This is a genomic window from Allobosea sp. ASV33, assembly GCF_016428755.1.
Taxonomy (GTDB): Bacteria; Pseudomonadota; Alphaproteobacteria; order Rhizobiales; family Beijerinckiaceae; genus Allobosea.
The window spans coordinates 27,074-48,749 of record NZ_JAELTI010000017.1 but is presented as its reverse complement, the minus strand read 5'-3'; the positions used below and the strand labels follow the sequence as shown (position 1 = coordinate 48,749).

The 21,676-nt window shown below is 67.1% G+C and carries 22 protein-coding genes; 8 read left to right on the top strand and 14 right to left on the bottom strand.

Going from position 1 to position 21,676, the window contains the following annotated elements; genetic code table 11:
* The first annotated feature begins 332 nt into the window (after positions 1–332).
* The 6 genes from JHD80_RS07850 (at position 333) to soxA (ending at position 5,016) form a co-directional block, all read left to right on the top strand.
* The gene (locus JHD80_RS07850) at positions 333–800 is read left to right on the top strand and encodes a 2Fe-2S iron-sulfur cluster-binding protein (protein ID WP_199085820.1); all 468 of its coding nucleotides are present in this window, start codon (positions 333–335) and stop codon (positions 798–800) included.
* A gap of 13 nt (positions 801–813) precedes the next feature.
* Positions 814–2,997 carry a xanthine dehydrogenase family protein molybdopterin-binding subunit gene (locus JHD80_RS07845; protein WP_199085819.1) on the top strand — a complete coding sequence of 728 codons (2,184 nt, stop codon included), beginning with the start codon at positions 814–816 and terminating at the stop codon, positions 2,995–2,997.
* A 71-nt stretch (positions 2,998–3,068) separates the two neighbouring features.
* Positions 3,069–3,473: a sulfur oxidation c-type cytochrome SoxX gene (gene soxX, locus JHD80_RS07840; RefSeq protein WP_199085818.1), complete on the top strand. Its 405-nt coding sequence runs from the start codon at positions 3,069–3,071 to the stop codon at positions 3,471–3,473.
* A 1-nt stretch (position 3,474) separates the two neighbouring features.
* Positions 3,475–3,927 (top strand): thiosulfate oxidation carrier protein SoxY, encoded by a 453-nt coding sequence (locus JHD80_RS07835; protein ID WP_199085817.1) that lies wholly within the window; start codon positions 3,475–3,477, stop codon positions 3,925–3,927.
* Positions 3,928–3,930: 3 nt separating this feature from the next.
* Positions 3,931–4,251 (top strand): thiosulfate oxidation carrier complex protein SoxZ, encoded by a 321-nt coding sequence (soxZ, locus tag JHD80_RS07830; RefSeq protein ID WP_199085816.1) that lies wholly within the window; start codon positions 3,931–3,933, stop codon positions 4,249–4,251.
* Between the two features lie 9 nt (positions 4,252–4,260).
* Complete coding sequence (gene soxA, locus JHD80_RS07825; RefSeq protein ID WP_199085815.1) at positions 4,261–5,016, top strand: sulfur oxidation c-type cytochrome SoxA; 756 nt, start codon at positions 4,261–4,263, stop codon at positions 5,014–5,016.
* 6 nt (positions 5,017–5,022) lie between these two features.
* On the opposite strand, the gene JHD80_RS07820 is transcribed toward soxA, so the two are convergent.
* The 10 genes from JHD80_RS07820 to JHD80_RS07775 form a co-directional block, all read right to left on the bottom strand.
* The gene (locus tag JHD80_RS07820; protein ID WP_248311441.1) at positions 5,023–5,415 is read right to left on the bottom strand and encodes a c-type cytochrome; all 393 of its coding nucleotides are present in this window, start codon (positions 5,413–5,415) and stop codon (positions 5,023–5,025) included.
* Between the two features lie 80 nt (positions 5,416–5,495).
* A complete protein-coding gene (locus JHD80_RS07815; RefSeq protein WP_199085813.1) occupies positions 5,496–6,773 on the bottom strand; it encodes an NAD(P)/FAD-dependent oxidoreductase in 1,278 nt (425 codons plus the stop codon).
* Between the two features lie 17 nt (positions 6,774–6,790).
* Entirely contained in the window at positions 6,791–7,177 is a 387-nt protein-coding gene (locus JHD80_RS07810) for a c-type cytochrome (RefSeq protein ID WP_199085812.1), read from the bottom strand.
* 175 nt (positions 7,178–7,352) lie between these two features.
* Positions 7,353–8,867 (bottom strand): tripartite tricarboxylate transporter permease, encoded by a 1,515-nt coding sequence (locus JHD80_RS07805; protein WP_199085811.1) that lies wholly within the window; start codon positions 8,865–8,867, stop codon positions 7,353–7,355.
* Complete coding sequence (locus JHD80_RS07800) at positions 8,867–9,289, bottom strand: tripartite tricarboxylate transporter TctB family protein (RefSeq protein WP_199085810.1); 423 nt, start codon at positions 9,287–9,289, stop codon at positions 8,867–8,869. The genes JHD80_RS07805 and JHD80_RS07800 overlap by 1 nt, the downstream gene beginning before the upstream one ends.
* Positions 9,290–9,492: 203 nt before the next feature.
* The gene (locus JHD80_RS07795; RefSeq protein WP_199085809.1) at positions 9,493–10,536 is read right to left on the bottom strand and encodes an ABC transporter ATP-binding protein; all 1,044 of its coding nucleotides are present in this window, start codon (positions 10,534–10,536) and stop codon (positions 9,493–9,495) included.
* Positions 10,533–12,113: an ABC transporter permease gene (locus tag JHD80_RS07790; RefSeq protein ID WP_199085808.1), complete on the bottom strand. Its 1,581-nt coding sequence runs from the start codon at positions 12,111–12,113 to the stop codon at positions 10,533–10,535. Before JHD80_RS07790 ends, JHD80_RS07795 begins: the two co-directional genes overlap by 4 nt.
* 55 nt (positions 12,114–12,168) lie before the next feature.
* On the bottom strand, positions 12,169–13,176 hold the full coding sequence (locus JHD80_RS07785; RefSeq protein ID WP_199085807.1) for an iron ABC transporter substrate-binding protein: 1,008 nt from the start codon (positions 13,174–13,176) through the stop codon (positions 12,169–12,171).
* Between the two features lie 146 nt (positions 13,177–13,322).
* Positions 13,323–14,231 carry a DMT family transporter gene (locus JHD80_RS07780; RefSeq protein WP_199085806.1) on the bottom strand — a complete coding sequence of 303 codons (909 nt, stop codon included), beginning with the start codon at positions 14,229–14,231 and terminating at the stop codon, positions 13,323–13,325.
* Positions 14,232–14,242: 11 nt separating this feature from the next.
* On the bottom strand, positions 14,243–15,400 hold the full coding sequence (locus JHD80_RS07775) for a trans-sulfuration enzyme family protein (protein ID WP_199085805.1): 1,158 nt from the start codon (positions 15,398–15,400) through the stop codon (positions 14,243–14,245).
* 127 nt (positions 15,401–15,527) lie between these two features.
* Here JHD80_RS07775 and JHD80_RS07770 point away from each other — a divergent pair, with 127 nt between their 5' ends.
* Positions 15,528–15,989: an Lrp/AsnC family transcriptional regulator gene (locus JHD80_RS07770; RefSeq protein WP_199085804.1), complete on the top strand. Its 462-nt coding sequence runs from the start codon at positions 15,528–15,530 to the stop codon at positions 15,987–15,989.
* 127 nt (positions 15,990–16,116) lie between these two features.
* On the top strand, positions 16,117–17,280 hold the full coding sequence (locus JHD80_RS07765) for an AGE family epimerase/isomerase (protein ID WP_199085803.1): 1,164 nt from the start codon (positions 16,117–16,119) through the stop codon (positions 17,278–17,280).
* Here JHD80_RS07765 and JHD80_RS07760 read toward each other — a convergent pair.
* The 4 genes from JHD80_RS07760 to JHD80_RS07745 are packed head-to-tail and all read right to left on the bottom strand — an operon-like array spanning position 17,277 to position 21,671.
* Positions 17,277–18,257, bottom strand: a complete 981-nt coding sequence (locus JHD80_RS07760; protein WP_199085802.1) for an ABC transporter ATP-binding protein — start codon at positions 18,255–18,257, stop codon at positions 17,277–17,279. The genes JHD80_RS07765 and JHD80_RS07760 overlap by 4 nt on opposite strands.
* Positions 18,254–19,234: an ABC transporter ATP-binding protein gene (locus JHD80_RS07755; RefSeq protein ID WP_199085801.1), complete on the bottom strand. Its 981-nt coding sequence runs from the start codon at positions 19,232–19,234 to the stop codon at positions 18,254–18,256. The genes JHD80_RS07760 and JHD80_RS07755 overlap by 4 nt, the downstream gene beginning before the upstream one ends.
* Positions 19,231–20,775, bottom strand: coding sequence for a gamma-glutamyltransferase family protein (locus JHD80_RS07750; RefSeq protein ID WP_248311437.1), 1,545 nt, complete (start codon positions 20,773–20,775; stop codon positions 19,231–19,233). Before JHD80_RS07750 ends, JHD80_RS07755 begins: the two co-directional genes overlap by 4 nt.
* Complete coding sequence (locus JHD80_RS07745) at positions 20,775–21,671, bottom strand: polysaccharide deacetylase family protein (RefSeq protein ID WP_199085800.1); 897 nt, start codon at positions 21,669–21,671, stop codon at positions 20,775–20,777. Before JHD80_RS07745 ends, JHD80_RS07750 begins: the two co-directional genes overlap by 1 nt.
* Between the last annotated feature and the right edge of the window lie 5 nt (positions 21,672–21,676).

Here is a 21,676-nt window from a genome sequence, read left to right as displayed (position 1 = left end):
GCCCGGCGCTCCTGGCGCTGGCACTCCCGTAGAGCGACGGGTCACATATGCGTGAATCGCTCGTTGCCGATTAGACGCTTTCCAGTGCCGCGTTGCAGGCCAAAAGCAGGGAAATTTGTCTGAATCGACGGCTCCGCAGGCATGTTTCAGGTTTCAGCGGCTGATCATGAAACGTGATCGGCCGACGAAGGCCGTTGGCTCCATCCAGCTTCTGAGTTTCAATCCGTTCCAATTCAAACTGGTCCGGTTCGCCATGCGGGTGCGCCGGAGCTTCCGGCGAGGCGCGTGGGCTCTCTCGCCGTCCTGATTGAACCGAACCGGGAGGGTTTACGGTGACGAAGCTGAATGTGAACGGCCGGGCGCTCGACGTCACGGTCGACGGCGACACGCCTCTGCTCTGGGTCATTCGCGAACAGATCGGCCTTACGGGCACGAAATACGGCTGCGGCGTCGCTCAGTGCGGAGCGTGCACGGTTCATATCGACGGCGTCGCCACGCGCTCCTGCGTCTTGCCCGTCAGCGCCGTGACGGAAGACCAGAAGATCGTCACCATCGAGGGGCTTTCGCCGGACGGCACGCATCCGATCCAGCAGGCCTGGATCAAGCATGACGTGCCGCAATGCGGCTTCTGCCAGAGCGGCATGATCATGACCGCGGCGGCGCTGCTGCAGGCCAATCCGAAGCCGACCGAGGCCGATATCGCCAGCGAGATGACCAATATCTGCCGCTGCGGCACCTATGTCCGCGTCAAGGCCGCGATCCTCGATGTCGCCGCCGGCGGCCAGCTCGGCCGCGGTTGAGGGGGGATCGATCATGACCATCTCGACGCAATCTCGCGACTTCCGTCCCTCGCGCCGCCATATCCTTGCCGGCTCCGCCGCGGCCGCCGGCGTCTTCAGCTTCGGCTTCTCGATCCCGGCTCTGGCGCAGCAGGCCGGTGTTCCCGAGATCAACGCCTGGGTCGTCGTCCATCCCGACGACAAGGTGGTGATCCGTATCGCCCGCTCGGAAATGGGGCAGGGCACCTTGACCGGCCTCGCCCAGCTCGTCGCCGAGGAGCTGAACTGCGACTGGGCGAAGGTCACGACGGAGTACCCGACGCCGGGCCAGAACGTCGCCCGCAACCGGGTCTGGGGCAATTTCTCGACCGGCGGCAGCCGCGGCATCCGCGAGTCGCATGATTATGTCCGCAAGGGCGGCGCGGCGGCGCGCATGATGCTGATCCAGGCGGCGGCGAACGAATGGAAGGTGCCGGCCGCCGAATGCAGCGCCGAGAAGAGCGTGATCACGCACAAGACCTCGGGGCGCTCCGTCCGCTATGGCGAGGTCGCGGCGGCGGCCGCGAAGCTGGACGCGCCGAAGGACGTCCCGCTCAAGGACCCGAAGGACTGGACGATCGCCGGCAAGGCGCTGCCGCGGCTCGACACGGCCGACAAGACCAACGGCAAGAAGATCTACGGCATGGATTTCAAGCTGCCGGGGATGCTCAATGCCGCGATCAAGGACTGCCCCGTCTTCGGCGGCAAGGTGAAGAGCTTCGATGCCGCCAAGGTCAAGGGCATGCCGGGCGTCAAGCATGTCCTGTCGGTCGGCGACAGCGCCGTTACGGTGGTGGCCGAGACCTGGTGGCAGGCCAAGACCGCTCTCGACGCCCTGCCGATCGAATGGGACGAGGGGCCGCATGCGCAGGTTTCCAGCGAAAGCATCGCGGCCTGGCTGAAGGAAGGGCTCGATGCGCCCGAGGCCGTGGTCGGCAACCAGAACGGCGACGCCAAGGCGGCATTGGCCGGCGCGGCGCGTGTCTATGAGGCGACCTACAGCTACCCGTTCCAGAACCACGCCTGCATGGAGGTGATGAACGCGACGGCGCTCTACACCCCGGAGAAATGCGAGGTCTGGACGCCGACGCAGAACGGCGAGGCGGCGCTAGCCGCCACGGCGGAGGCCTCGGGCCTGCCGCTGGCAAAATGCGAGGCCTACAAGATCGACCTCGGCGGCGGCTTCGGCCGGCGCGGTGCGGTGCATGACTGGGTCCGGCAGGTCGTCGCGATCGCCAAGCAGATCCCCGGCACGCCGGTGAAGCTGATCTGGTCGCGCGAGGAGGACATGCTGCACGGGCGCTTCCACCCGATTACCCAATGCAAGATGAAGGCGGCGCTCGACAAGGACGGCAATGTCACCGGGCTGCACATGCGCATCTCCGGCCAGTCGATCGTCGCGGGCATCTTCCCGCAGACCATCCAGAACGGGCGTGACCCGGCCGTCTTCCAGGGCCTGAACGCTCCCGGCCCCGAAGCCTCGATCGGCTATTCGTTCCCGAACCTGCTGATCGACCATGCCATGCGCAACCCGCATGTGCCGCCGGGCTTCTGGCGCGGGGTCAATCTCAACCAGAACACGGTCTATCTGGAGAGCTTCATCGACGAGATCGCGCATGAGACGGGCAAGGATCCGCTCGAATTCCGCCGCTCGCTGATGAAGAGCCACCCCAAGCACCTCGCCGTGCTCAATGCGGCGGCGGAGCGGGCCGGCTGGGGCAAGCCCCTTCCGGACGGCGTCTTCCGCGGCATCTGCCAGACCATGGGCTTCGGTTCCTACGTCGCGGCGGTGGCCGAGGTCTCCGTCAGCGCCGATGGTAAGCTCACCATTCACCGCATCGTCGCTGCGACGGATCCCGGCCACGCCGTCAATCCCGCGCAGATCGAGCGACAGGTCGAAGGCTCTTTCGTCTACGGCCTCTCGGCTGCGCTCTATGGCGAGATCACGATCAAGGGCGGTCGCGTCGAGCAGGAGAACTTCGACACCTACGAGGTGATGCGCCTCGAGGCGATGCCGAAGGTCGAGACGGTGATCGTGCCGTCCGGCGGCTTCTGGGGCGGCGTCGGCGAACCGACCATCGCGGTGGCGGCGCCCGCGGTGCTGAACGCGATCTTCGCGGCGACGGGCAAGCGCATCCGCTCGCTGCCGCTGAAGAATAGCGATCTGAAGAAGGCGTGATCTCGGCTCGGTCGTCACCATCCCTCCATTCGCCCTGGAGGGTTGCCGGCGCCGCCGGGCTGGCGCTTCTGATGGCTGCTTCGCCGGCGCTGGCGCTGGAGCCGTATCGCATCGTCGCCGACGCCATTCCGGAGGCGCTCGGCGGGAAGATCGGCGATGCGTCGCGTGGCGCAGCGCTCGTCAGGGATCGCGAGCGCGGCAATTGCCTGATCTGCCACCAGGGCGACGATCCGTCGGAGCCCTTTCAGGGCTCGATCGGGCCGTCGCTCAAGGGCGTGGGAGCAAGGCTCGAAGCGGGTCAGATCCGTCTGCGGTTGGTCGACATGTCGCGTCTGGATCCGCAAACGGTGATGCCGCCCTATTTCCGCATCGAGAACATGCGAGATGTGGCGCCGGCCTATCGCGGCCAGCCTGCGCTCTCGGCACAGGAGATCGAGGATGTCGTTTCCTATCTTGCCTCACTCAAGACGGAATGAAATGCCCAGCCGCCGGGATCTGGTGGCTCTGGCGGCGGCAGGCCTGGCGCTGACCGCCTATCCTGCGTCGGCCGGCGCCGCGGAGAACGAGACGCTCGATGAACTCGTGCGGCGCGTCACGGATGGGGCGGCCCCGGCCGAAACCGGCGTTACGCTCGACATTCCCGCACTGGTCGAGAACGGCAATTCCGTCGATGTCCGCATCGCCGTCGACAGCCCGATGACCGAGGCCGAGCATGTGCGCTGGATCCATCTGATCGCCGACCGGAACCCGTTCCCCGACATGGCGCGCATCCATCTGTCGCCGCGCGCTGGCTTGGCGGAGGTCGCGACGACCTTGCGCCTCGCCCAGTCGCAAACGGTGGCCGCCGTCGTCGCCCATAGCGACGGGCGCTACGCGATCGCCAAGGCGCCGGTGGTGGTGACGCTGAGTGCCTGTATCGACGGAGGCTGAGCGATGTTCAACGCCCGCATTACCGTGCCGCCACAGGCCAAGGCCGGCGATATCGTCGAGATCAAGGTGCTGATGCGCCATCCGATGGATCGGGGCGGCCAGTCCGACGGCAAGGGCGGCATCGTGCCGCGCAAGATCCTGAACCGCATGACCGCGACCTATGCCGGGGCGGAAATCATTCGCTTCGACATGCATACCGGGGTCGCCGCCAATCCTTTCATCTCGTTCAGGACACGCGCGGTCGAGACCGGCGACATCGTTTTCGAATGGCGCGAGGATGGCGGCGCGACCTATACGCGCTCGGCGCGCCTGACGGTGGCCTGAGCGAACGCCTTGCGTGTTCCCGCCCTCCTTCTCGCCTTGCTGAGCGTTCTGGCCCCCGCAAGCGCTGACGAGATCGCGTCCGGCAGCACCTTCCTGTCACCGGAACTGCGGCGCCGGCAGGGTGATCCGAACCGCAATCCGGCCTGGTTCTGGGTCGACCAGGGCAAAGAGCTTTTCGCCGAGAAGCCTGCGACCGGGCAGGCCTGCCTCGGCTGCCATGCCGATCCGGCGGCGAGCCTGCGCGGCGCTGCGACGCACTATCCGCAGGTCGACCGGCCGAGCGGCAAGCTGCTTAATCTCGAGAGCCGGATCGAGCAGTGCCGGGTTGAACGTCAGCGGCAGCCCGCTTTCGGTTACGAGAGTGCAGAACTCCTGTCGCTCACGGCCTATGTCGCTTCGCTCTCGCGCGGCCTGCCGATGAGCGTGCGGACCGATGGGCCCGCGCGCCCCTTCTACGAGGCCGGCCAAGCCTTCTTCGAGCGCCGGCAGGGGCAGCTCAATCTCTCCTGCAAGCAGTGCCATGACGGGCTGGTCGGGCAGAAGCTGCGCGGCGACACGATCAGTCACGGCGCCGGCACGGGTTACCCCGCCTACCGCCTGGAATGGAATACGGTCGGCTCGCTGCACCGCCGGCTGCGGGCCTGCTCGCTGGGTGTCCGGGCGACGCAATTCGACTACGGCTCGCCCGAATATCTCGCGCTCGAACTCTATCTCGCGGGCAGGGCCGAGGGACTGCCGGTCGAGACGCCCGCCATGAGGCGCTAAGCCCGGCTAGAGCTTCTTGCCGTCCGCGCCGAACTGCTTGAGATAGGCGGCCAGATCGGCGATTTCCTTGTCGTTCTTGATGCCGGCGAAGACCATCTTCGTGCCCGGCATCTTCGCCTTCGGGTCCTTGATGTAATCGGCGAAGCTGGCATTGTCCCAGGTGATGCCGGCATTCTTGTTGGCCGGCGAATAGCTATAGCCCTCGACAGTGCCGGACTGGCGCCCGAAAAGCCCGTTCAGGGCCGGCCCGATCACGTTCTTCGCGGTTTCGCCGACCTGATGGCAGGCCCGGCATTTCGCGAAGGACTTCTCGCCCGCGGCGGCATCCTGGGCGCTGGCCGATGTCGCGCCGAGCCATGTCGCAGCAAGCAGGGCGGCGGTTGCCGCGATCGTCTTCATCATCCGTCTCGTCTCCAATGCCAATAATGAGAAAATCTCGGCCGGGCATCCCTGCGCTGCGTGCCGCGATGGCGGGGCTTTCAAGTGAAGATGTCGGCGCTGATCGCCTCGTACCAGGCGAGGTTCTCGGCCTGTGTCTGGCGGCGGACCTCGTCGCTTTCGCCCGGCTGCGAGATGAAGGTCTCGGTTGCGGCGATGCGCCCGTCCCTGGGCTCGTAGCGACCGCCCACTTTGATCGCGTCGTCGGGTGCGACGAGGCTCCAGCAGGTGTTGAAATAGCGCGCAGGAAAAGCGGGCTCGCCCGCCAGTTCGGAGCACGCGACCATCGCCGCGACCTTGGCCTGGTTATTCGCCGAGAAGGCGGATTTAGGCATGTCGCCGGCGATGCAGGCATCGCCGAGCACGAAGACGGCCGGATCGACCGTCGATTTCATCGTGGCCGGGTCGATGGCGCAGTAGCCGCCGGCAGGTGCCAGCCCTGCCTCGCGCGCAACCGCTCCCGCCATCTGTGCCGGGATGACGTTGACGAAGGCGCAGTTCTCGTAGGTCTCGAAACCTGTGACGACAGTGCCCTTCGCCGGGTCGACCGATTTGATGCCGTCATGCACCCGCGGACCGAGCCATTCGATCATCGTGCCATAGCGCTTCTCCCAATCCGGCATGAAGACGCCCTGCTTGGAGAAGCTGTCCTTTGGATCGAGGATCACGACCCGCGCCTTCGTGCGGCCCGTCGACTTGAGGACATGGGCGAACATCGACGCGCGCTCGTAGGGGCCCGGCGGGCAGCGATAGGGATTTGGCGGGGCGATCATCACGATCGTTCCGCCATCAGGCACGGCATCGAGCTTCTCGCGGATCAGCAGCGTCTGCCGGCCCGGCTTCCAGCCATGCGGCATGATTTCCTCGGCATCCTGCGACCACCCGGGAACGGAATCGTATTTCAGGTCGATGCCGGGCGAGAGGACGAGGCGGTCGTACGGAAGGCGCGTGCCGTCGGCGAGCACCACGTTCTTTCGGTCGCGCTCGATCCGCGCGGCGCGCTGGCGCGCCAGCGTGATGCCGTAGGCGGCTGTCAGCGCATCGTAGCGATGCAGGAGCTGCTCATAGCTCTTGAAGCCGCCGATATAGAGGTTGGAGTGAAAGCAGCTTTGATACACCTCGTGTTCCTCGACGAGGGTTACGGCGATCCTGCCGCCGCCGTCGCGGGCGATGTATTTGGCGGCGGTCGCACCGCCCGGCCCGCCGCCGACCACGACCACGCGGGCTTTTGCTTGGCCGAGGACCGCAGGCATGCCCAATGTCGCGGCGGCTAGAACGGCCCCCGAGGCAGCAACCAGATCACGACGTGTCGGTGTCATCCGCGGCCTCCGCACAGTCATGGCTTCGGCGAAACTGCGCCGAAATAGGCGGCGAGCGCCGTCATGTCGTCAGGGCTGAGTTTCGCAGTGATGGCCTGCATAACCTGGCCGCCGCGCTCCTTGCGGCCATAGGAGGCCAGAACGGCAGCGAACTGGTCTTCCGGCCAGCCGATAATGGGGGGAATGCCGCCGACGCTCTGTCCCGAAAGCTGATGGCAGGCTGTGCATTCAGCAGAGAGATGGCGCCCGAGCACCTCGTTCCCGGCCGCCTTAGCCGGCATCCAGCCGAGCATCAGCGTTACGCATGCCAGGGCAGGGACGCGCAAGCCATGGCATGCGCCCGGCCGGCCATACGTGCCTGCGGCATGCGCACCGTTGCAGTCGGGGGCGGTCTGCTTCGACATCGGTCGCAGAGTTTCAGAAGCGCCACGCGGGAGCTAGACGGTCATTGGACAAATTCCGATCAAGGCTGCCTCACGATCGCGTCAACGCGAAGTTTCGGCTTTCCGGATGGTCCCCAATGTCGGCTTGTGACGCAATTGGAACGGTTTCAATGCGGCATCCCTGCTGAAAATCCCGTTATGGGCTCGCAGCCGGCACCTGCTCGCCCTCGCTCGGGACTTTTCGGCCTCTCAGCGTCGTGAAGATCTGCCAGCCGATGAACAGCATCAGCAGCGACAGCAGCACCGCACTGATCGGGTGCTCGAAGAAAGTCAGGAAGCTGCCGCGGCTCAGCAGCATCGAGCGCCTGAAATACTCTTCGAGCATCGGTCCCAGGATGAAGCCGAGCATCAGCGGTGCCGGGTCGAAGGCGAGCCGCATCATGACGTAGCCGATCAGGCCGAAAGCCGCCGTCGTGTAGATATCGTGCAGGCTGTTGTTGATGCTGAAGGTGCCGACGCAGCAGAAGAACAGGATCGACGGGAACAGCACGTTGTAGGGGATCTTGAAGACCGAGAGCCAGAACCGGACCAGCGGCACGTTGAGCAGGAGCAGGAAGCAGTTGCCGACCCACATGCTCGCGACCAGCCCCCAGAACAGGTCCGGGTGCTTGGCGATCATGTTCGGGCCGGGCTGGATGCCCTTGATGATGAAGGCCGCCATCATCAGCGCCATGACGGCGTTCTCGGGGATGCCGATGCTCATCAGCGGAATGAAGCTGGTCCGCGCCGCCGCTTCGTCGGCTGCGGCCTGGCCGGCGACGCCCTCGATCGCGCCCTGGCCGATTTCGTCCCTGTATTTGCTAATCTTCTTGTCGAGGCCATAGGCGGCGAATTGCGCGATCACGGGCCCACCGCCCGGCAGGATGCCGAGGATGGAACCGACGACGCTACCCCGCAGCGCGCTCGGGATGATGCGCTTGAACTCCGGCCAGGTCGGCATCAGCTTGATCTTGCCGTTGAACGGCGTGCGTTCCTCTTTCGCGTCGAGATTCTTGGTGATCTCGGCGATACCGAAGCAGCCGAGCGCCAGGCTCACCAGGCTGACCCCGTCGATCAGCGACGGCAGGCCCATGGTGAAGCGCTCCATGCCGGTTTCGAGGTCGGTACCGACCTGCCCGAGCAGCACGCCGAGCAGGCACATCGCCAGGCCGTTGAGCAGGCTGCCGGTGGTGACGAAGCTGACGCAGACGAAGCCGAAGAGCATCAGGGCGCAGTAATCGGTCGGGCCGAATTTCAGGGCGATGCTGCCCAGCAGCGGTGCCAGCGAGGCCAGGACCACGATCGCAACCGTGCCGCCGATGAAGCTGGAGACGCCGGCGGTGAAGAGCGCGAGGCCGGTCTTTCCCTTCAGCGTCATCTGGTAGCCGTCGATGCAGGCGACGATGCTCGAGGCATGCGGGATCTTCATGGTGATCGCGCTGACGCTGTCGCCGTATTGCGCGCCGTAGTAGATGCCGGCGAGCATGATCAATGCGCCGCCGGTTGGGATCGAATAGGTCAGCGGCAGGAGAAGGCTGATCGTCGCCAGCGGACCCAGGCCCGGCAGCAGGCCGACCAGCGTGCCGACGACGCAGCCGATGGCGCAGTAGAGCAGGTTTTCGGGCGTGAGGGCGTGGCTGAAGCCAAAGGCGAGGTTCTGGAGGACTTCCATCAGATCAGCCTCAGGTTCAGGCCGAGAAAGCGCTGAAAGACGTAGGCCACCACGATGAGCCCGAGTGCGATCTTGATGTTGCGGACCCAGGAATAGCTCGTCCCGGCAAAGCCCGCGATGAAGACCAGGACGATGATCCCGGCAATCGCGTTCAGGTATTCCGAAGCGAGCACGAAGCCGACGAGGCTCGCCATGATCAGGACGATGTTCTTCGGGTTGAATTGCAGGGGCACCGGCGCGGTGAGACGCGCCTGCCAGATGATCGCTCCGGCGATGATCAGCAGCGGCACGCAGATCAGGAGCGGAAACAGGCCCGGGCCTGCATGAGCCAAGTCGCCGATCGGATAACGCATTGCGTTGGAGGCGAAGAACAGCGCCACAGCAGCGAGGAAGGCGCCTCGCGCGACATTCTGATTGAGCATCGTTTCCCCGCCCAAGAATTTTATTTCGTGTGATTGTTAAATCAAAGGCATCATTCCGGGAATATGAATAATCGGGGAGATCAAGAATACGCCGATGTGCCCGCTGACGAGAAACGCACTGCGCAGGGCGTCGTCAGGACGATGACCTATCAGCCGAAGGCAAGCAGCGCCGCGTGATCTTCACGGCAGGCGGCCCTTCCTGCTTAGCCGGCGCTCGGCAGCAGGAAGGCCGGCCCCTTCACCGAGACGAAAACCACGTCGCCGATCTGCGGCTGCTCGACGCTCGGAACCTGCGCGGTGAAGCGGGTTTCCGCACCGCCCTGCGTCGCCAGCAAGGTCACGACGCATTGCGCGCCGCGAAAGTCGATATCCTCGATGCCGGCTTCCAGCCCCGGCCCGACCGGCGAGAGGCGGAATTGCTCGGGCCGGAGCATGATCGTGCCGCTGCCGCTTCGGCCGCCCGTTTCGGCCGCGAGCCGGCCCAGCACGCAGGAGACGCCCACCGTCTCGATCCTGGCGTCGAACAGCACGGCATTGCCGAGGAACAGCGCCGTCTCGATATCGGCCGGCCGCCAGTAGAGCTCGTAGGGGCTGCCGGTCTGCACCAGCTTTCCCTCGCGCATCACCGCGAGCTGGTCGGCAAAGGACAGGGCCTCGCCCTGGTCGTGCGTGACCAGGATGGTCGTGATCCCGGCCCGGGTCAGGACACGCGCCACAGCCTGCCGGACGCTCTCGCGCAGGCCCGTGTCGAGCGCGGAGAACGGCTCGTCGAGCAGCATCAGGGCGGGCTTGCGGGCCAGCGCACGCGCCAGCGCGACGCGCTGCTGCTGTCCGCCCGAGAGCTCGTGCGGCTTGCGCGTCAGCATGGCCGGATCGAGCTCGACCAGCTCCATCAGTTCGCGCAAGCGCTGTGCGCGGTCCGGTTCGCTCCCGTCGAGGCCGAAGCCGAGATTGCCGGCGACGTCGAGATGCGGAAACAGCGCCCCGTCCTGGGTGACCGAGCCGATCCGGCGCAGATGGGCGGGGGCGATCGCCGGCCCATCGGCCAGAACCTGTCCGTCCAGCACGACGGTCCCGGCATCGGGCGCCTCGAAGCCGGCGATGACGCGCAGCAAGGTGGTCTTGCCGGAGCCCGACGGGCCGACGATCGCGACGCGGCTGCCGGGCTCGACCGTCAGCGAGACGCGATCCAGCGCCGTGGTGGCGCCGTAGCGCTTCGAGACATCGGAGATGACGAGCTGGGTCATGCGTTGAGGGATCGGCGTGCCTGGGCGTGCAGCAGCGCGGTCATCGGCAGCGAGAGAAGGATCATCAGCACGGCATAGGGCGCCGCCTTCGCATAGTCGAGTTCGCTGGTCAGCGCCCAGAATTCCGTGGCCAATGTCTGCGTGCCGTTGGGCGCGAGCAGGAGCGTCGCGGTCAGCTCCGTCGCCACGCCCATCGCGACCAGGGCCATAGCCGCCGCGACGCCGGGCGCTGCGAGCGGCAGCGTCACGGCCAGCAAGGTCCGGGCCGGGTTGCGGCCGAGCGAGGCGGACGCGCGCTCCAGCTCGACCGGAACCTGCGCGATGCCGGCGCGCAGGCCCACCAGCGCGCGCGGCAGGAACATCAGGACATAGGCCAGGATCACCGTCGCCACCGTCTGGTAGAGCGGCAGGGCGATGCGTACCGTCACCGTGACGAGCGCCAGCGCCACTACGACGCCGGGCAGGGCACCGGGATAGCTGTGGCAGCTTTCGAGGAAGCGCGTTGCCCGGTTGGGCGCGCGCACCGACAGCCAGGCCATCGGCAGGGCCGCCGCGACAGCCGCGAGAGCGCCGGCCGCGGCATAGCCGAGCGTCGTCGCCAGCGATGCCACCAGCGCGCCCTGCCGCCAGATGGTGTCGCCATCGGCCATGAGCCAGCGCGACAGGGTCAGCGCGGGCACGCCGAGCCCGAGCAGGGCAAGCGCGATCGGCAACGTCACGGCAGGCCAGCGCCATGCGCCGAGCCTCCGGCGCGGGGCCGGGCGTGGTGCGCCCGAGCCGATCCGGGCATAGCGTGCGCCGCCGCGCAACAGCCATTCGAGGCCGATCACGCCGAAGCAGCTCAGCACCAGCACCCCGGCCAGCATGTTCGCGGCCGGGCCGTTATAGCTCGACTGGAACTGGTCGATGATCGCGGTGGTGAAGGTGTCGAAGCGGATCATGGCGTAGAGCCCGTATTCCGCGAGCAGGTGCAGGCCGACCAGCAGGCTGCCGCCGCAGATCGCGAGCCGCAATTGCGGCAGCACGACCCGCAGGAAAATCCGCCTCGGGGATTGCCCCAGCGAAGCCGCCGCATGCTCGAGCTCGGGGTCCAGCCGGCGCATCTGCGCGGCGACCGGCAGGTAAAGGAACGGGAGATAGGCGAGGACAGAGACCAGCGCTGCCGCCGGCAGCCCGTGGAAGCGCGGGAACAGGCTGACCCAGGCATAGGATTGGACGAAGGCCGGCACTGCGAGCGGCGCGACGGCAAGCCAGGACAGGAACTTGGCGCCGGGCATGTCGCTGCGCTCGGTCAGCCAGGCGAGCGCAAGCGCGAACCCGATCGCCGGCGGTAGCGTGCAGAGTTCGAGCAGCAGCGTATTGGCGAGCAATTCGCCGACGCGTGGTCGCCAGATCAGCGCGAGCGCCGTCTGCCAACCGGTCTCGATCGCGATCCAGAGGATGAAGCCGAGCGGCAGCAGGGCGCAGAGAGCCACGCCGCTCGCGAGCAGCAGCATCGCCCGGCCAGCGAGATTGCGCTGCCGCCTGAGGGGCAAGGCCGGCAGGGCCGGCGCATCGAGGGACAGCGATACGGTCATGGGAGACAATGCGTGCGAGGGCCTCTCGCACGCATACCGAGCCGGCGCAACCGGCTCAGAGAAGGCCGGCGGCCGTCATCAGCTCGGTGACCTTCTTGCTGTCGAGCTGCGAGGGCTCGACCTTCGGTGCGTCGAGCTTGGCGATCGGCTCCAGCTTCGGGTTCGAGGCTTCCCCGTTGCCGATGGCGTATTCGAAGGAATCGCCCTCGCGCAGCACGGCCTGGCCGTGCTTGCCGCTCATCCACTTCACGAAGGCCTCGGCCTCCTTCTTGTGCTTGCTGGATTCCAGCACGCCCGCGCCGGAAGTGCTGAGGAACGCGCCGGGATCCTGATGGCGGAAATAGTGCAGCCCGACATTGCCGCTGTTCTCGCCCGTCTTCGCCTGGTCGCCGAAATAGTAATAGTGGTAGATCACCGCGCCCTCGACCTCGCCGGCATTGACCGCCTTCATGGCGACGCTGTTGCCGCGATAGGCGCTGGAATTCGCCTTCATCGCCTTGAGCCAATCGGCGGTCGCGGGTTCGCCCTTGAGGACCAGCAGCGCCCCGACGATCGCCTGGAAATCGGCGCCGGAGGGCGAGGCGGCCCAGCGGCCCTTCCACTTGGCGTCGGCAAGGTCGAGCATCGACTTCGGCAGGTCGGCCTCCTTCAGCTTGCGCTTGTCATAGGCGAAGACGGTGCTGCGCGCGGCGACGCCCATCCACTTGCCGCTCGCCGGGCGGAACTGGGAGGGAACCTGATCGAGCACGTCCTTGGGCAGCGTCGCGAACAGCCCGGCCTTCTCGACCAGCACCATGGCCGGCGAGTTCTCGGTGACGAAGACGTCGGCGGGGGAGGACGCGCCTTCCTGGACGATCTGGTTGGCGAGTTCGGTATCCGAACCCTTGCGGATCGTCACCTTGATGCCGGTCTCCTTGGTGAAGCCGTCGGCCCAGGCCTGCGTCAGGCTGGCATGCTGGGCGTTGTAGACGGTGATCCCGTCCTGGGCCCGAACCGCGCCCGCCATGGCGAGCGTGACGGCGAGCACGCCGATCCGCAATGCAAGGGACGAGTATGACGTCATGGCGACCTTCTCCTGCCAGCGCAGTTCACAAGATGAGGCCGCGGTTAGATGCCCACGCGTCAAAGCTGTCAATTATTATCGCGTAGTTTATAATCATTTGAAACAATGCTGGCGCCGGCAAGAATTGGCTGTCTAGCCTCCGCCGATCAGTCTTCGCGGCGCATGGGATCGCGTCGCAGAGCCAGGGCGACACCGCCGATGGTCAGCACGATCGCGAGCAATTCCCGGACCCCGAGCGTCTCTCCCAGCAAGGGCACCGCCGTCAGCGTGCCCACGACCGGCACGATCAGCATGCTGGTCGCCGCGACGGCGGTCGGCAGTCGCTTCAGCGCGCCGAACCAGGTCAGGTAGCACAGCGCCATCGGGCCGACGGCCATATAGGCCAAGCCCAAGGCCCCTCGCGGCGACAAGGCCGTGATATGCGGGTGTTCCAGCGCAAGGCCCAGTATCACCATGGGCAGGCAGCCGAGGGCGACCTGCCAGGCGGCGACGGCGGGGCCAGGCATGGCGAGGGGCTTCCGCGCCTTGACCGTGCCGAGCGCGAACAGCACGGCCGCCGCGAAGGCGAACAGCACGCCGGGCAGCTTGGCCATCGTGAAGGCGGGGCCGCCCATCAAAACGACCATGCCCGTGATGCTCAGGCCCAGCGCGACAAGGCTGCGCCGGGTCGGGCGCGCACCGAGCAGGGGCCAGGCAAGCATCATCGCCCAGATCGGCATCGAATAGGCGATCAAGGCCCCCTCCGAAACCTTGAGCCAGTTCAGCGCGAGCGCGGTGAAGCCCATCCAGGCGAAGACGTTGATCGCCGCCGCAATCACGAGAGGCCCGCGGGCTTCCCGTGGCACGGCGAGACTGTCGCCGCGCGCCTTGGCCAGCAAGGCGAGGCAGAGCGCGCCGAGCAGACCCGCCGTCCCCCGCGCGAAGAGCGGCGGCCAATCTTGCAGGACGAATTTCAGGACCGTCCAGTTGAGGCCCCAGCCGAAGGCCGTCACCAGCAGCAGGGCCTTGCCGACCGTCTGACTGGCCGGCGCGGAGGCGGCGCGTGTCGCGGTCATGGCTCGGCGCCTTACGAGCGGTGACCGGCTTTCAGCGCCTGGTCGAGATCGGCATAGAGATCGCCGATGTCCTCGATGCCGGTCGAGAGGCGCAGCAGGTCGGTCGGGCAGGGCGAGCCGGCGCCCTCGATCGAGGCGCGGTGCTCGATCAGGCTCTCGACGCCGCCGAGCGAGGTCGCGCGCTTGTACAGTTCGACATGGGCCGCCGTGGCGACCGCCGCCGCCTCGCCGCCGGTGACCTGGACCGAGAGCATGAAGCCGAAGCCGTTCTCCATCTGCCGGGCCGCGATGTCGTGGCCGGGATGCTGCGGCAGGCCGGGATAGAGCACGCGCGCCACCAGCGGATGGGCCGAGAGCCGCTGCGCCAGCGCCATCGCGGACGCGGCCTGCCGCTCCTGCCGGACATGGAGCGTGCGCATGCCGCGCATCAGCAGGTAGGCCTCGAACGGGCCGAGGATGCCGCCCTGGCCCTTCCGCACCGTCTTGACCCGGTTCCAGAATTCGTCGTCCTCCCGGGCGCAGAGCGCACCGGCGACCACGTCGGAATGGCCGTTCAGCACCTTCGTTGCCGCATGCATCACAATATCGGCGCCAAGCGTCAGCGGGCGGGTATGGACCGGCGAAGCGCAGGTCGAGTCGACCGCGAGCTTCGCACCGGCCTTGTGCGCGATCTCGGCCGCCCCGGCGATATCGGTGATGGTCCAGAGCGGGTTCGACGGCGTCTCGATCCAGACGAGCTTGGTTTCGCCGGGCTTCACCGCCGCCTTCAGCGCGGCGAGATCGTCGGTCTCGACGAAATCGACCTTGATGCCCCAGCGCGTCGCCTCGTTGAGCAGCCAGGCGCGCAGCGCCCAGTACATCACCTTGGAGGCGACGACATGGTCGCCGGGCGAGAGCGCCTGGAACACGGCGGTCGCCGCCGCCATGCCCGAGCCGAACAGCAGCGCACCGGCCTTGGCCTCCTCGAGCATGGCGAGCACGGCTTGTGCTTCATGCACCGTCTCGTTATCCGGCCGGCCATAGATGAAGCCGGTCGAGTAGCCGTTATCCTCGTCGCGGATATAGGTCGTCGAGATATGGATCGGCGGCACGACGCCCTTGGTGGTGGGGTCGATCTTGCCCATGGCCTGCGCGGCAAGGCTTCTCTTGGTCCACTTCGTCGCAGTCATGACCCGTTTCCCGTTTCGTCGCCGCCGACAGGGTCGGCATCTCCAGCAGATCATGCCGCCGAGCGCTTGGCGATAGTCGCCTATTTTTGCTATCGAGTGACGAATTTCGCCGATCATGAAGGTTTCGATGGCTAAAACAGTCGACCTCGACAAGTTCGATTACGCTTTGCTGAGAGAGATGCAGGCCGACAATCAGACGCCGGCGCGCGTGCTGGCGGAGCGCGTGGGCCTGTCCCAGAGCGCGGTCCTGCGGCGATTGAGGCGCCTGCGGGCCGAAAAGGTCATCACGGCCGATGTCTCGGTCGTCAGTCCGGAGATCATGGGCGTGCCGGTGACGGTGCATGTCACCGTCTCGATCATCCAGGGCTCGCGCACCTATGGCGATTTCGCCCGGAAGCTCCAGGCGCGGCCCGAGGTCAAGCACGCGTCCTATGTCACGGGCGATGCCGATTTCGTGCTGCATCTGCAGGTCGAGAGCATGGCCGCCTATGCCGCCTTCACCCGCGAGGTCTTTCACGACGATCCGAACGTCGCGGAATACCACAGCTATATCGCCATGCGCGAAGTCGTCGGCCGCGGCGCGCTCTAGCGCTCTAGCGCTCTGCGCTGGGCGATGTGGACGCGCACCTCGGCTATGGCTATCGGCTGGAAGTCATGATGGCGCGGCGGGAAGCTCTGCCATCGCCCGTTCTTTCCTCACTGAGGATATCCCCCCGATGAAGCGTGAAGAGGCTCCTAAGAGCACCAGCGATCTGCCTTCGAAGGCGTGGCTCAGGGAAACCCTCATTCCGGCCTGGATCGACCGCGCTGTCCGGCCCGGCCGTGCCGGCTTCGTCGAGATGTTAGATCCGGCCGATCCCCTGCGCGATCCCGGATCGCTCCGGACGACGCTCGTCACGGCCCGGCTGACCTATGTCTTTAGCCATGCCCATCTGCTCGATCCGGAAAGCGGGGCGCTCGCTGCCGCCCACCACGGCTTCGCCTTCCTGCGCGATGCCTGCCGCGAGGGGGGGCGAGGGCGCTTCCTGCATTCCGTCCGCGAGGACGGCACGCCGGTGGATGCTCGCACCGACCTCTATGACCTCGCCTTCGTCCTCTTCGCCATGGCCTGGTACTATCGCGCGACGCAGGATGAGGCGGCGCTCGCCATCGCCGACGAGGTGATCGGCTTCATCGAAAGCGAGATGGCGCATCCGCTGGGCGGCTTCGCCGAGGATACGCTGGACACGCTGCCCCGGCGTCAGAATCCGCATATGCATTTGCTCGAGGCCTTCCACGCGCTGGCGGAGGCGACAGGAGATAAGCGCTGGCTCGACCATGCCGGCGCGATCGTCCGGCTGGCGCGCGAGCACATGGTCGATACGGAGACCGGCACGCTCGGCGAGTATTTCACCGACGACTGGAAGCCGGCTGCTGGTGCGGCCGGGAGGGTCTGCGAGCCTGGCCATCATTTCGAATGGACCTGGCTGCTGCTGCATTACTGGCGCCTGACAGGCGATACCCAGGCGCGCGATCTGGCGGAGACGCTCTACGGCTTCGCCATCCGGCACGGCGTCGATGATGGCTCAACCGACCCGCTCGCCGCCTTCGACGTTTTCGACCGCACCGGCACCGTCACGGCCTCGACCAAGCTGCTCTGGCCGCAGACCGAGGCGATCAAGGCCTTCCTCGCCCGGATCGAGTTTCTGGACGATGCCGATGCGGCCGAGCGCCTCGACAGGCATCTCGCCAGCCTGTTCCGCTGGTTCGTCGCGCCCGAAACGGGCCTCTGGTTCAACCAGCTCGCGAAAGATGGAACGCCCACCCAAACCGTGATCCCGGTGCGGGTGCTGTACCATCTCCTGCTTGCGCTGGCGGAATGGGAGCGCGTCCGCGGCTAGCCGGCTCGCCGCCCGACATGGACGCAGGCCGCCTCGGTTCCCGTGTCGCCAGCGGCGAGCGGGAAGCGCTCCTCGGCGCATACAGCGATCCGCTCCGGGCAGCGCGTCACGAACGGACAGCCGACCGGTGGCGAGAGCGGGCTGGGCAGATCGCCGCTCAGGATGATCTTCTCGCGACGGCGCTGGGCGCGCGGGTCCGGCAGCGGGATCGCGGAGAGCAGCGCCTTCGTATAGGGATGCTGCGGCCGTTCGAAGATCGCATCGACCGGGCCTTGCTCGGCGACGGTGCCGAGATAGAGCACCATCGCTTCGTCGGCGATATGCCGGACGACCGAGAGGTCATGCGAGATGAAGAGATAGGACAGGCCGAGATCGCGCTGCAATTCGAGCAGCAGGTTCAGCACCTGCGAGCGGATCGAGACGTCGAGCGCCGAAACCGGCTCGTCGAGCACGAGCAGGCGTGGTGACAAGGCGAGCGCCCGCGCGATGACGACACGCTGGCGCTGCCCGCCCGAAAGCGCGCTCGGCAGGCGTTCCGCCAGCGCCGCTGGCAGGCCGACGCGATCCAAGAGTTCGGCGACGCGGGCCTTGCGCTCAGTGCGGCTGCGCCCTGCGATGGCGAGCGGCTCGCTGATGCTGTCCGCGATCGTCATCTTGGGATCGAGCGCCGAGGACGGGTCCTGGAAGACGATCTGGATATCCTGCGCCAGCGCCGCGCGCTCGCGTCCCTTGAGCGCGGTGATATCTCGCCCGTCGAAGCGGATCGTGCCGGCCGTCGCCCGCTCCAGCCCAACCACGGCATAGGCGGTGGTCGACTTGCCGCAACCGGATTCGCCGACGAGTGCCAGCGTCTTTCCGGGTTGAAGGTCGAGCGAGATGCCGTCGACCGCCTTGACCACGCCGCCCGGCGCGCCGATGCCGCCGCGCAGCGGGAAATGCACCTTCAGATCGCGGATTTCCAGCAGGGGCGCGCTCATGCCATCGCCTCCAGCCGGTCGACATGCCAGCAGGCGGCTCGGTGTTCGGCTCCGACAACGACGGCAGGCGGAACCTGCTCGCAGGCCTCATCGACGAGCGGGCAGCGCGTGCGGAAGCGGCAGCCTTCGGGCCAGGCCCCTGCCGGCGGCACCATGCCCTCGATCGTGCGCAGCACCGTCTTGCGTGCGCCGTCGAGCTTCGGGATCGTGCCCAGCAGCAGGCGGGTATAGGGGTGGCTCGGCTCAGCGAAGATGGCATCGACCGGGCCGCTCTCGACGATCCGGCCGCCATACATCACGCAGACATCATCGGCGAGATCGGCGACCACCCCCATGTCATGGGTGATCAGCACAACCGCGCTGCCGACCTCGTCGCGCAAACGGCGCATCAGCTCGAGGATCTGCGCCTGGATGGTGACGTCGAGCGCCGTCGTCGGCTCGTCCGCGATCAGCAGCGAGGGCCGGCAGATCAGGGCCGAGGCGATCATGATGCGCTGGCACATGCCGCCGGAGAGCTCGAACGGATACTGTCGGGCGCGCCGCGCGGGATCGGGGATGCCGACGCGCGCCATGATCGCGATGGCTTCCTCGCGCGCTTCGGCATGCGACAGGCCGCGATGCAGCAGCAGCGCCTCCTCGACCTGCTCGCCGACGCGCATCAGCGGGTTCAGCGAAGCCACCGGCTCCTGGAAGATGATCGCCGCGTCGTTGCCACGGACTTGCGACAGCTCCGCTTCGGAAAGCCCCGTCAGTTCGCGCCCGCCGAGCCGGATCGAGCCTCCGGCAACCCGCGCGGCGCCCGGCAGCAGGCCGAGCACTGACAGCGCCGTCAGGCTCTTGCCGCAGCCGGATTCGCCGACGATCGCCAGGATGCGGCCGGTCTCGACGCCGAGCGAGACGCCATCGACGATGCGGTTGCCGTCGATCTCGATCGTGAGGCCCTCGATGGCAAGCATCGGGTTGGCGCGCTCGCTCATGCGGACGCTGCCGCGACCGCGGCCCAGGGGCTGGTCGGATGCGCCATGCCGAGGAAGCCGCCATCCTCCGCCCGCATCACGGCTGAAGGCACGGAGAAGTTCACGGGGTAGAGCGTGTCCTCGACGATCTCGACCGGGAAGGCGCTGGCGATCCGCGCGGCCACATCCGGCTCCGCCCTGGCGTCGACCTTGATGCGTGGGGTCGAGGCGTCGATGCGTGGCCGGTGGAAGACGTCCTCCAGCGAGAGGCCGAAATCGGCGACGCCGGAGATCATCTGCAAGAGCGTCGGGAAGATCGTGCGGCCGCCGGCGGCGCCGATAGCGAGCCAGGGCTTGCCATCGCGGCTCAGCACCAGCGGGCACATGTTCGCGAGCGGCTTGGCGCCGGCCGCGATGCTGTTAGGCTGGCCGGGGCGCGGATCGAACCACATCATGCCGTTATTCATGATGATGCCGGCTTGCGGCAGAGCCACCCGCGCGCCGAAGCGCGAAAGTAGCGTGTTGGTCAGCGAGACCATGTTGCCGTCGCGATCGACGACGCTGACATGCGAGGTGCAGCCCGCTTGCGGCGTCGCGGCATGGCCCATGCTGTTGAGCCTCACCGCATAGGCCTCGCGGATCGCCGTCGCATAGGTCAGAGCCGCATCGGCCTCGGAACTGCCCCGACCAAGGCCGCGCGCTTCCACGCGTCGCGCCGCGTCGAAGAAGGTCGGGCCGCCGCTGAGAGCGGGAATGGCGGCGATGTCGAGATCGCGATAGCGCCCCGTCAGGGCCGGCGACCACACCGCCTGATAGCCCGCGAGATCGTCGGCGCGGATCGCCGAGCCGCCCGCTTCGAGATCACCAGCGATCAGGCGTGCCGCTTCGCCCTCGTAGAAATCGCAGGCTCCCGCCTTTGCCAGCCGTTTCAACAGCTCAGCCTTGGCCGTCATCGGCTTGAAACGGCGTGTATCGGCCCCGGCCTTGGGCGGCTGCCCGTTGTCGAGCAACAATGCGGAGATCGCCGGATCGCGCGAAAGTCCCGCGACCTCGACCGCGATGCAGAGCGCCGCGTACCAGTCGATCTCCAGCCCGCGCTCGGCATGCTCGATCGCCGGTTGCAGCGCCTCGCTCCACGAGATCGTGCCGTAGCGCTCCAGCGCGGCGGCGAAGCCGGCGATGGCGCCGGGCACGCAGATCGCACTGTAGCCGGCGACATTCCTGTCTCCGACCACGGCAGGCCAGGCAAACCAATTGCCCGAGCCCGCATCGGTCAATGGATAATCCGCGGGATCAAGCCCGCGCGGCGCGCGCACGTTGAAGTCGAGCGTGTCGAGCGCGCCGGTCTTGCCATCGGCATGAACAAGGAAGCCGCCGCCGCCCACGCCGGAAAGCCAGGGCTCGACGATGCTCAGCACCAGTGAGGTGACGATCGCCGCATCCATCGCGTTGCCGCCGCGCGCCAGCACGGCGGCGCCGGCCTCCGCGGCATGGCGGTTCTGCGCGGCGACGAGCCCGTGCGGCGAGCGGACGGCTGGGCGGCGGATGCTGAAGGTCTGCATCAGGCTTTGGCCCGGAAGCGCAGCGGCGCGCTCGGCTGCGGCAGGCGCAGGGGCACGCTGAAGCGCTGCGCATTGACGCTCGCGGCGTGATGCGCCGCGAGTTCGCCGACGGTCGCGATCCAGACGCCGGGCGAGGCCGTCACCACGTCGAGCAGCTTCTCCAGCATGCGGACGCGCCCGGCTCGGCCGGAAATCCAGTCATGGACGGTCAGCATCATCATCCGCCCTTCGCGATGCAGCACCTCCCACTCGTCGAGCCAGGCGTCGAGAATGCCGTTCTGGGCCGAGGGCGGGCCGCGGTCCTGCGCGCTGCCGGTGAAGCGGAAATAGACGGCGTCGTCGACGGCCCAGAGCACCGGGACCTGCGTCACCCCGTCGATCGTATAGGGATGGTCGAAGCCCATCAGCGAGGAATCGTAGAGCCCGCGCCGCTTCACCTCCTCCAGCATGAAGGGTGTCATCTCCCAGGCCGGCGAGCGGAAGCCCTTGGGCACGACGCCCGCCTGGCTCTTGAACAGTGCGAGCGATTCATCCATCGCCCGGGCGAACTCCTCCGGCCCGGCCTCGGTCGCGAGCTCGTGGAAATAGCCGTGCAGGCCGATCTCGTAGCCGCGCTCGACGAAGGCCGGCAGCAGTTCCGGATGGTTCTTCGCGACGAGCCCCGGCACGAACAGCGTCGCCTTGATGCCGTAGCGATCGAGCAGGTCGAGCAGGCGCCAGATGCCGACGCGCGGGCCGAACAGGCGCTGCTCGATCTGGCCGAGCGCGACCGGCGCGCTTTCCGGTAGGCTCCATTGATAGGGGCTCTCCGCATCGACATCGATGGTGAAGCAGAAGGCGCTGCTCTTGCCTTCGGGCCACTCATAGGCGGGGCGGCTAGCGTTCGGGGCGGTCATGGGCT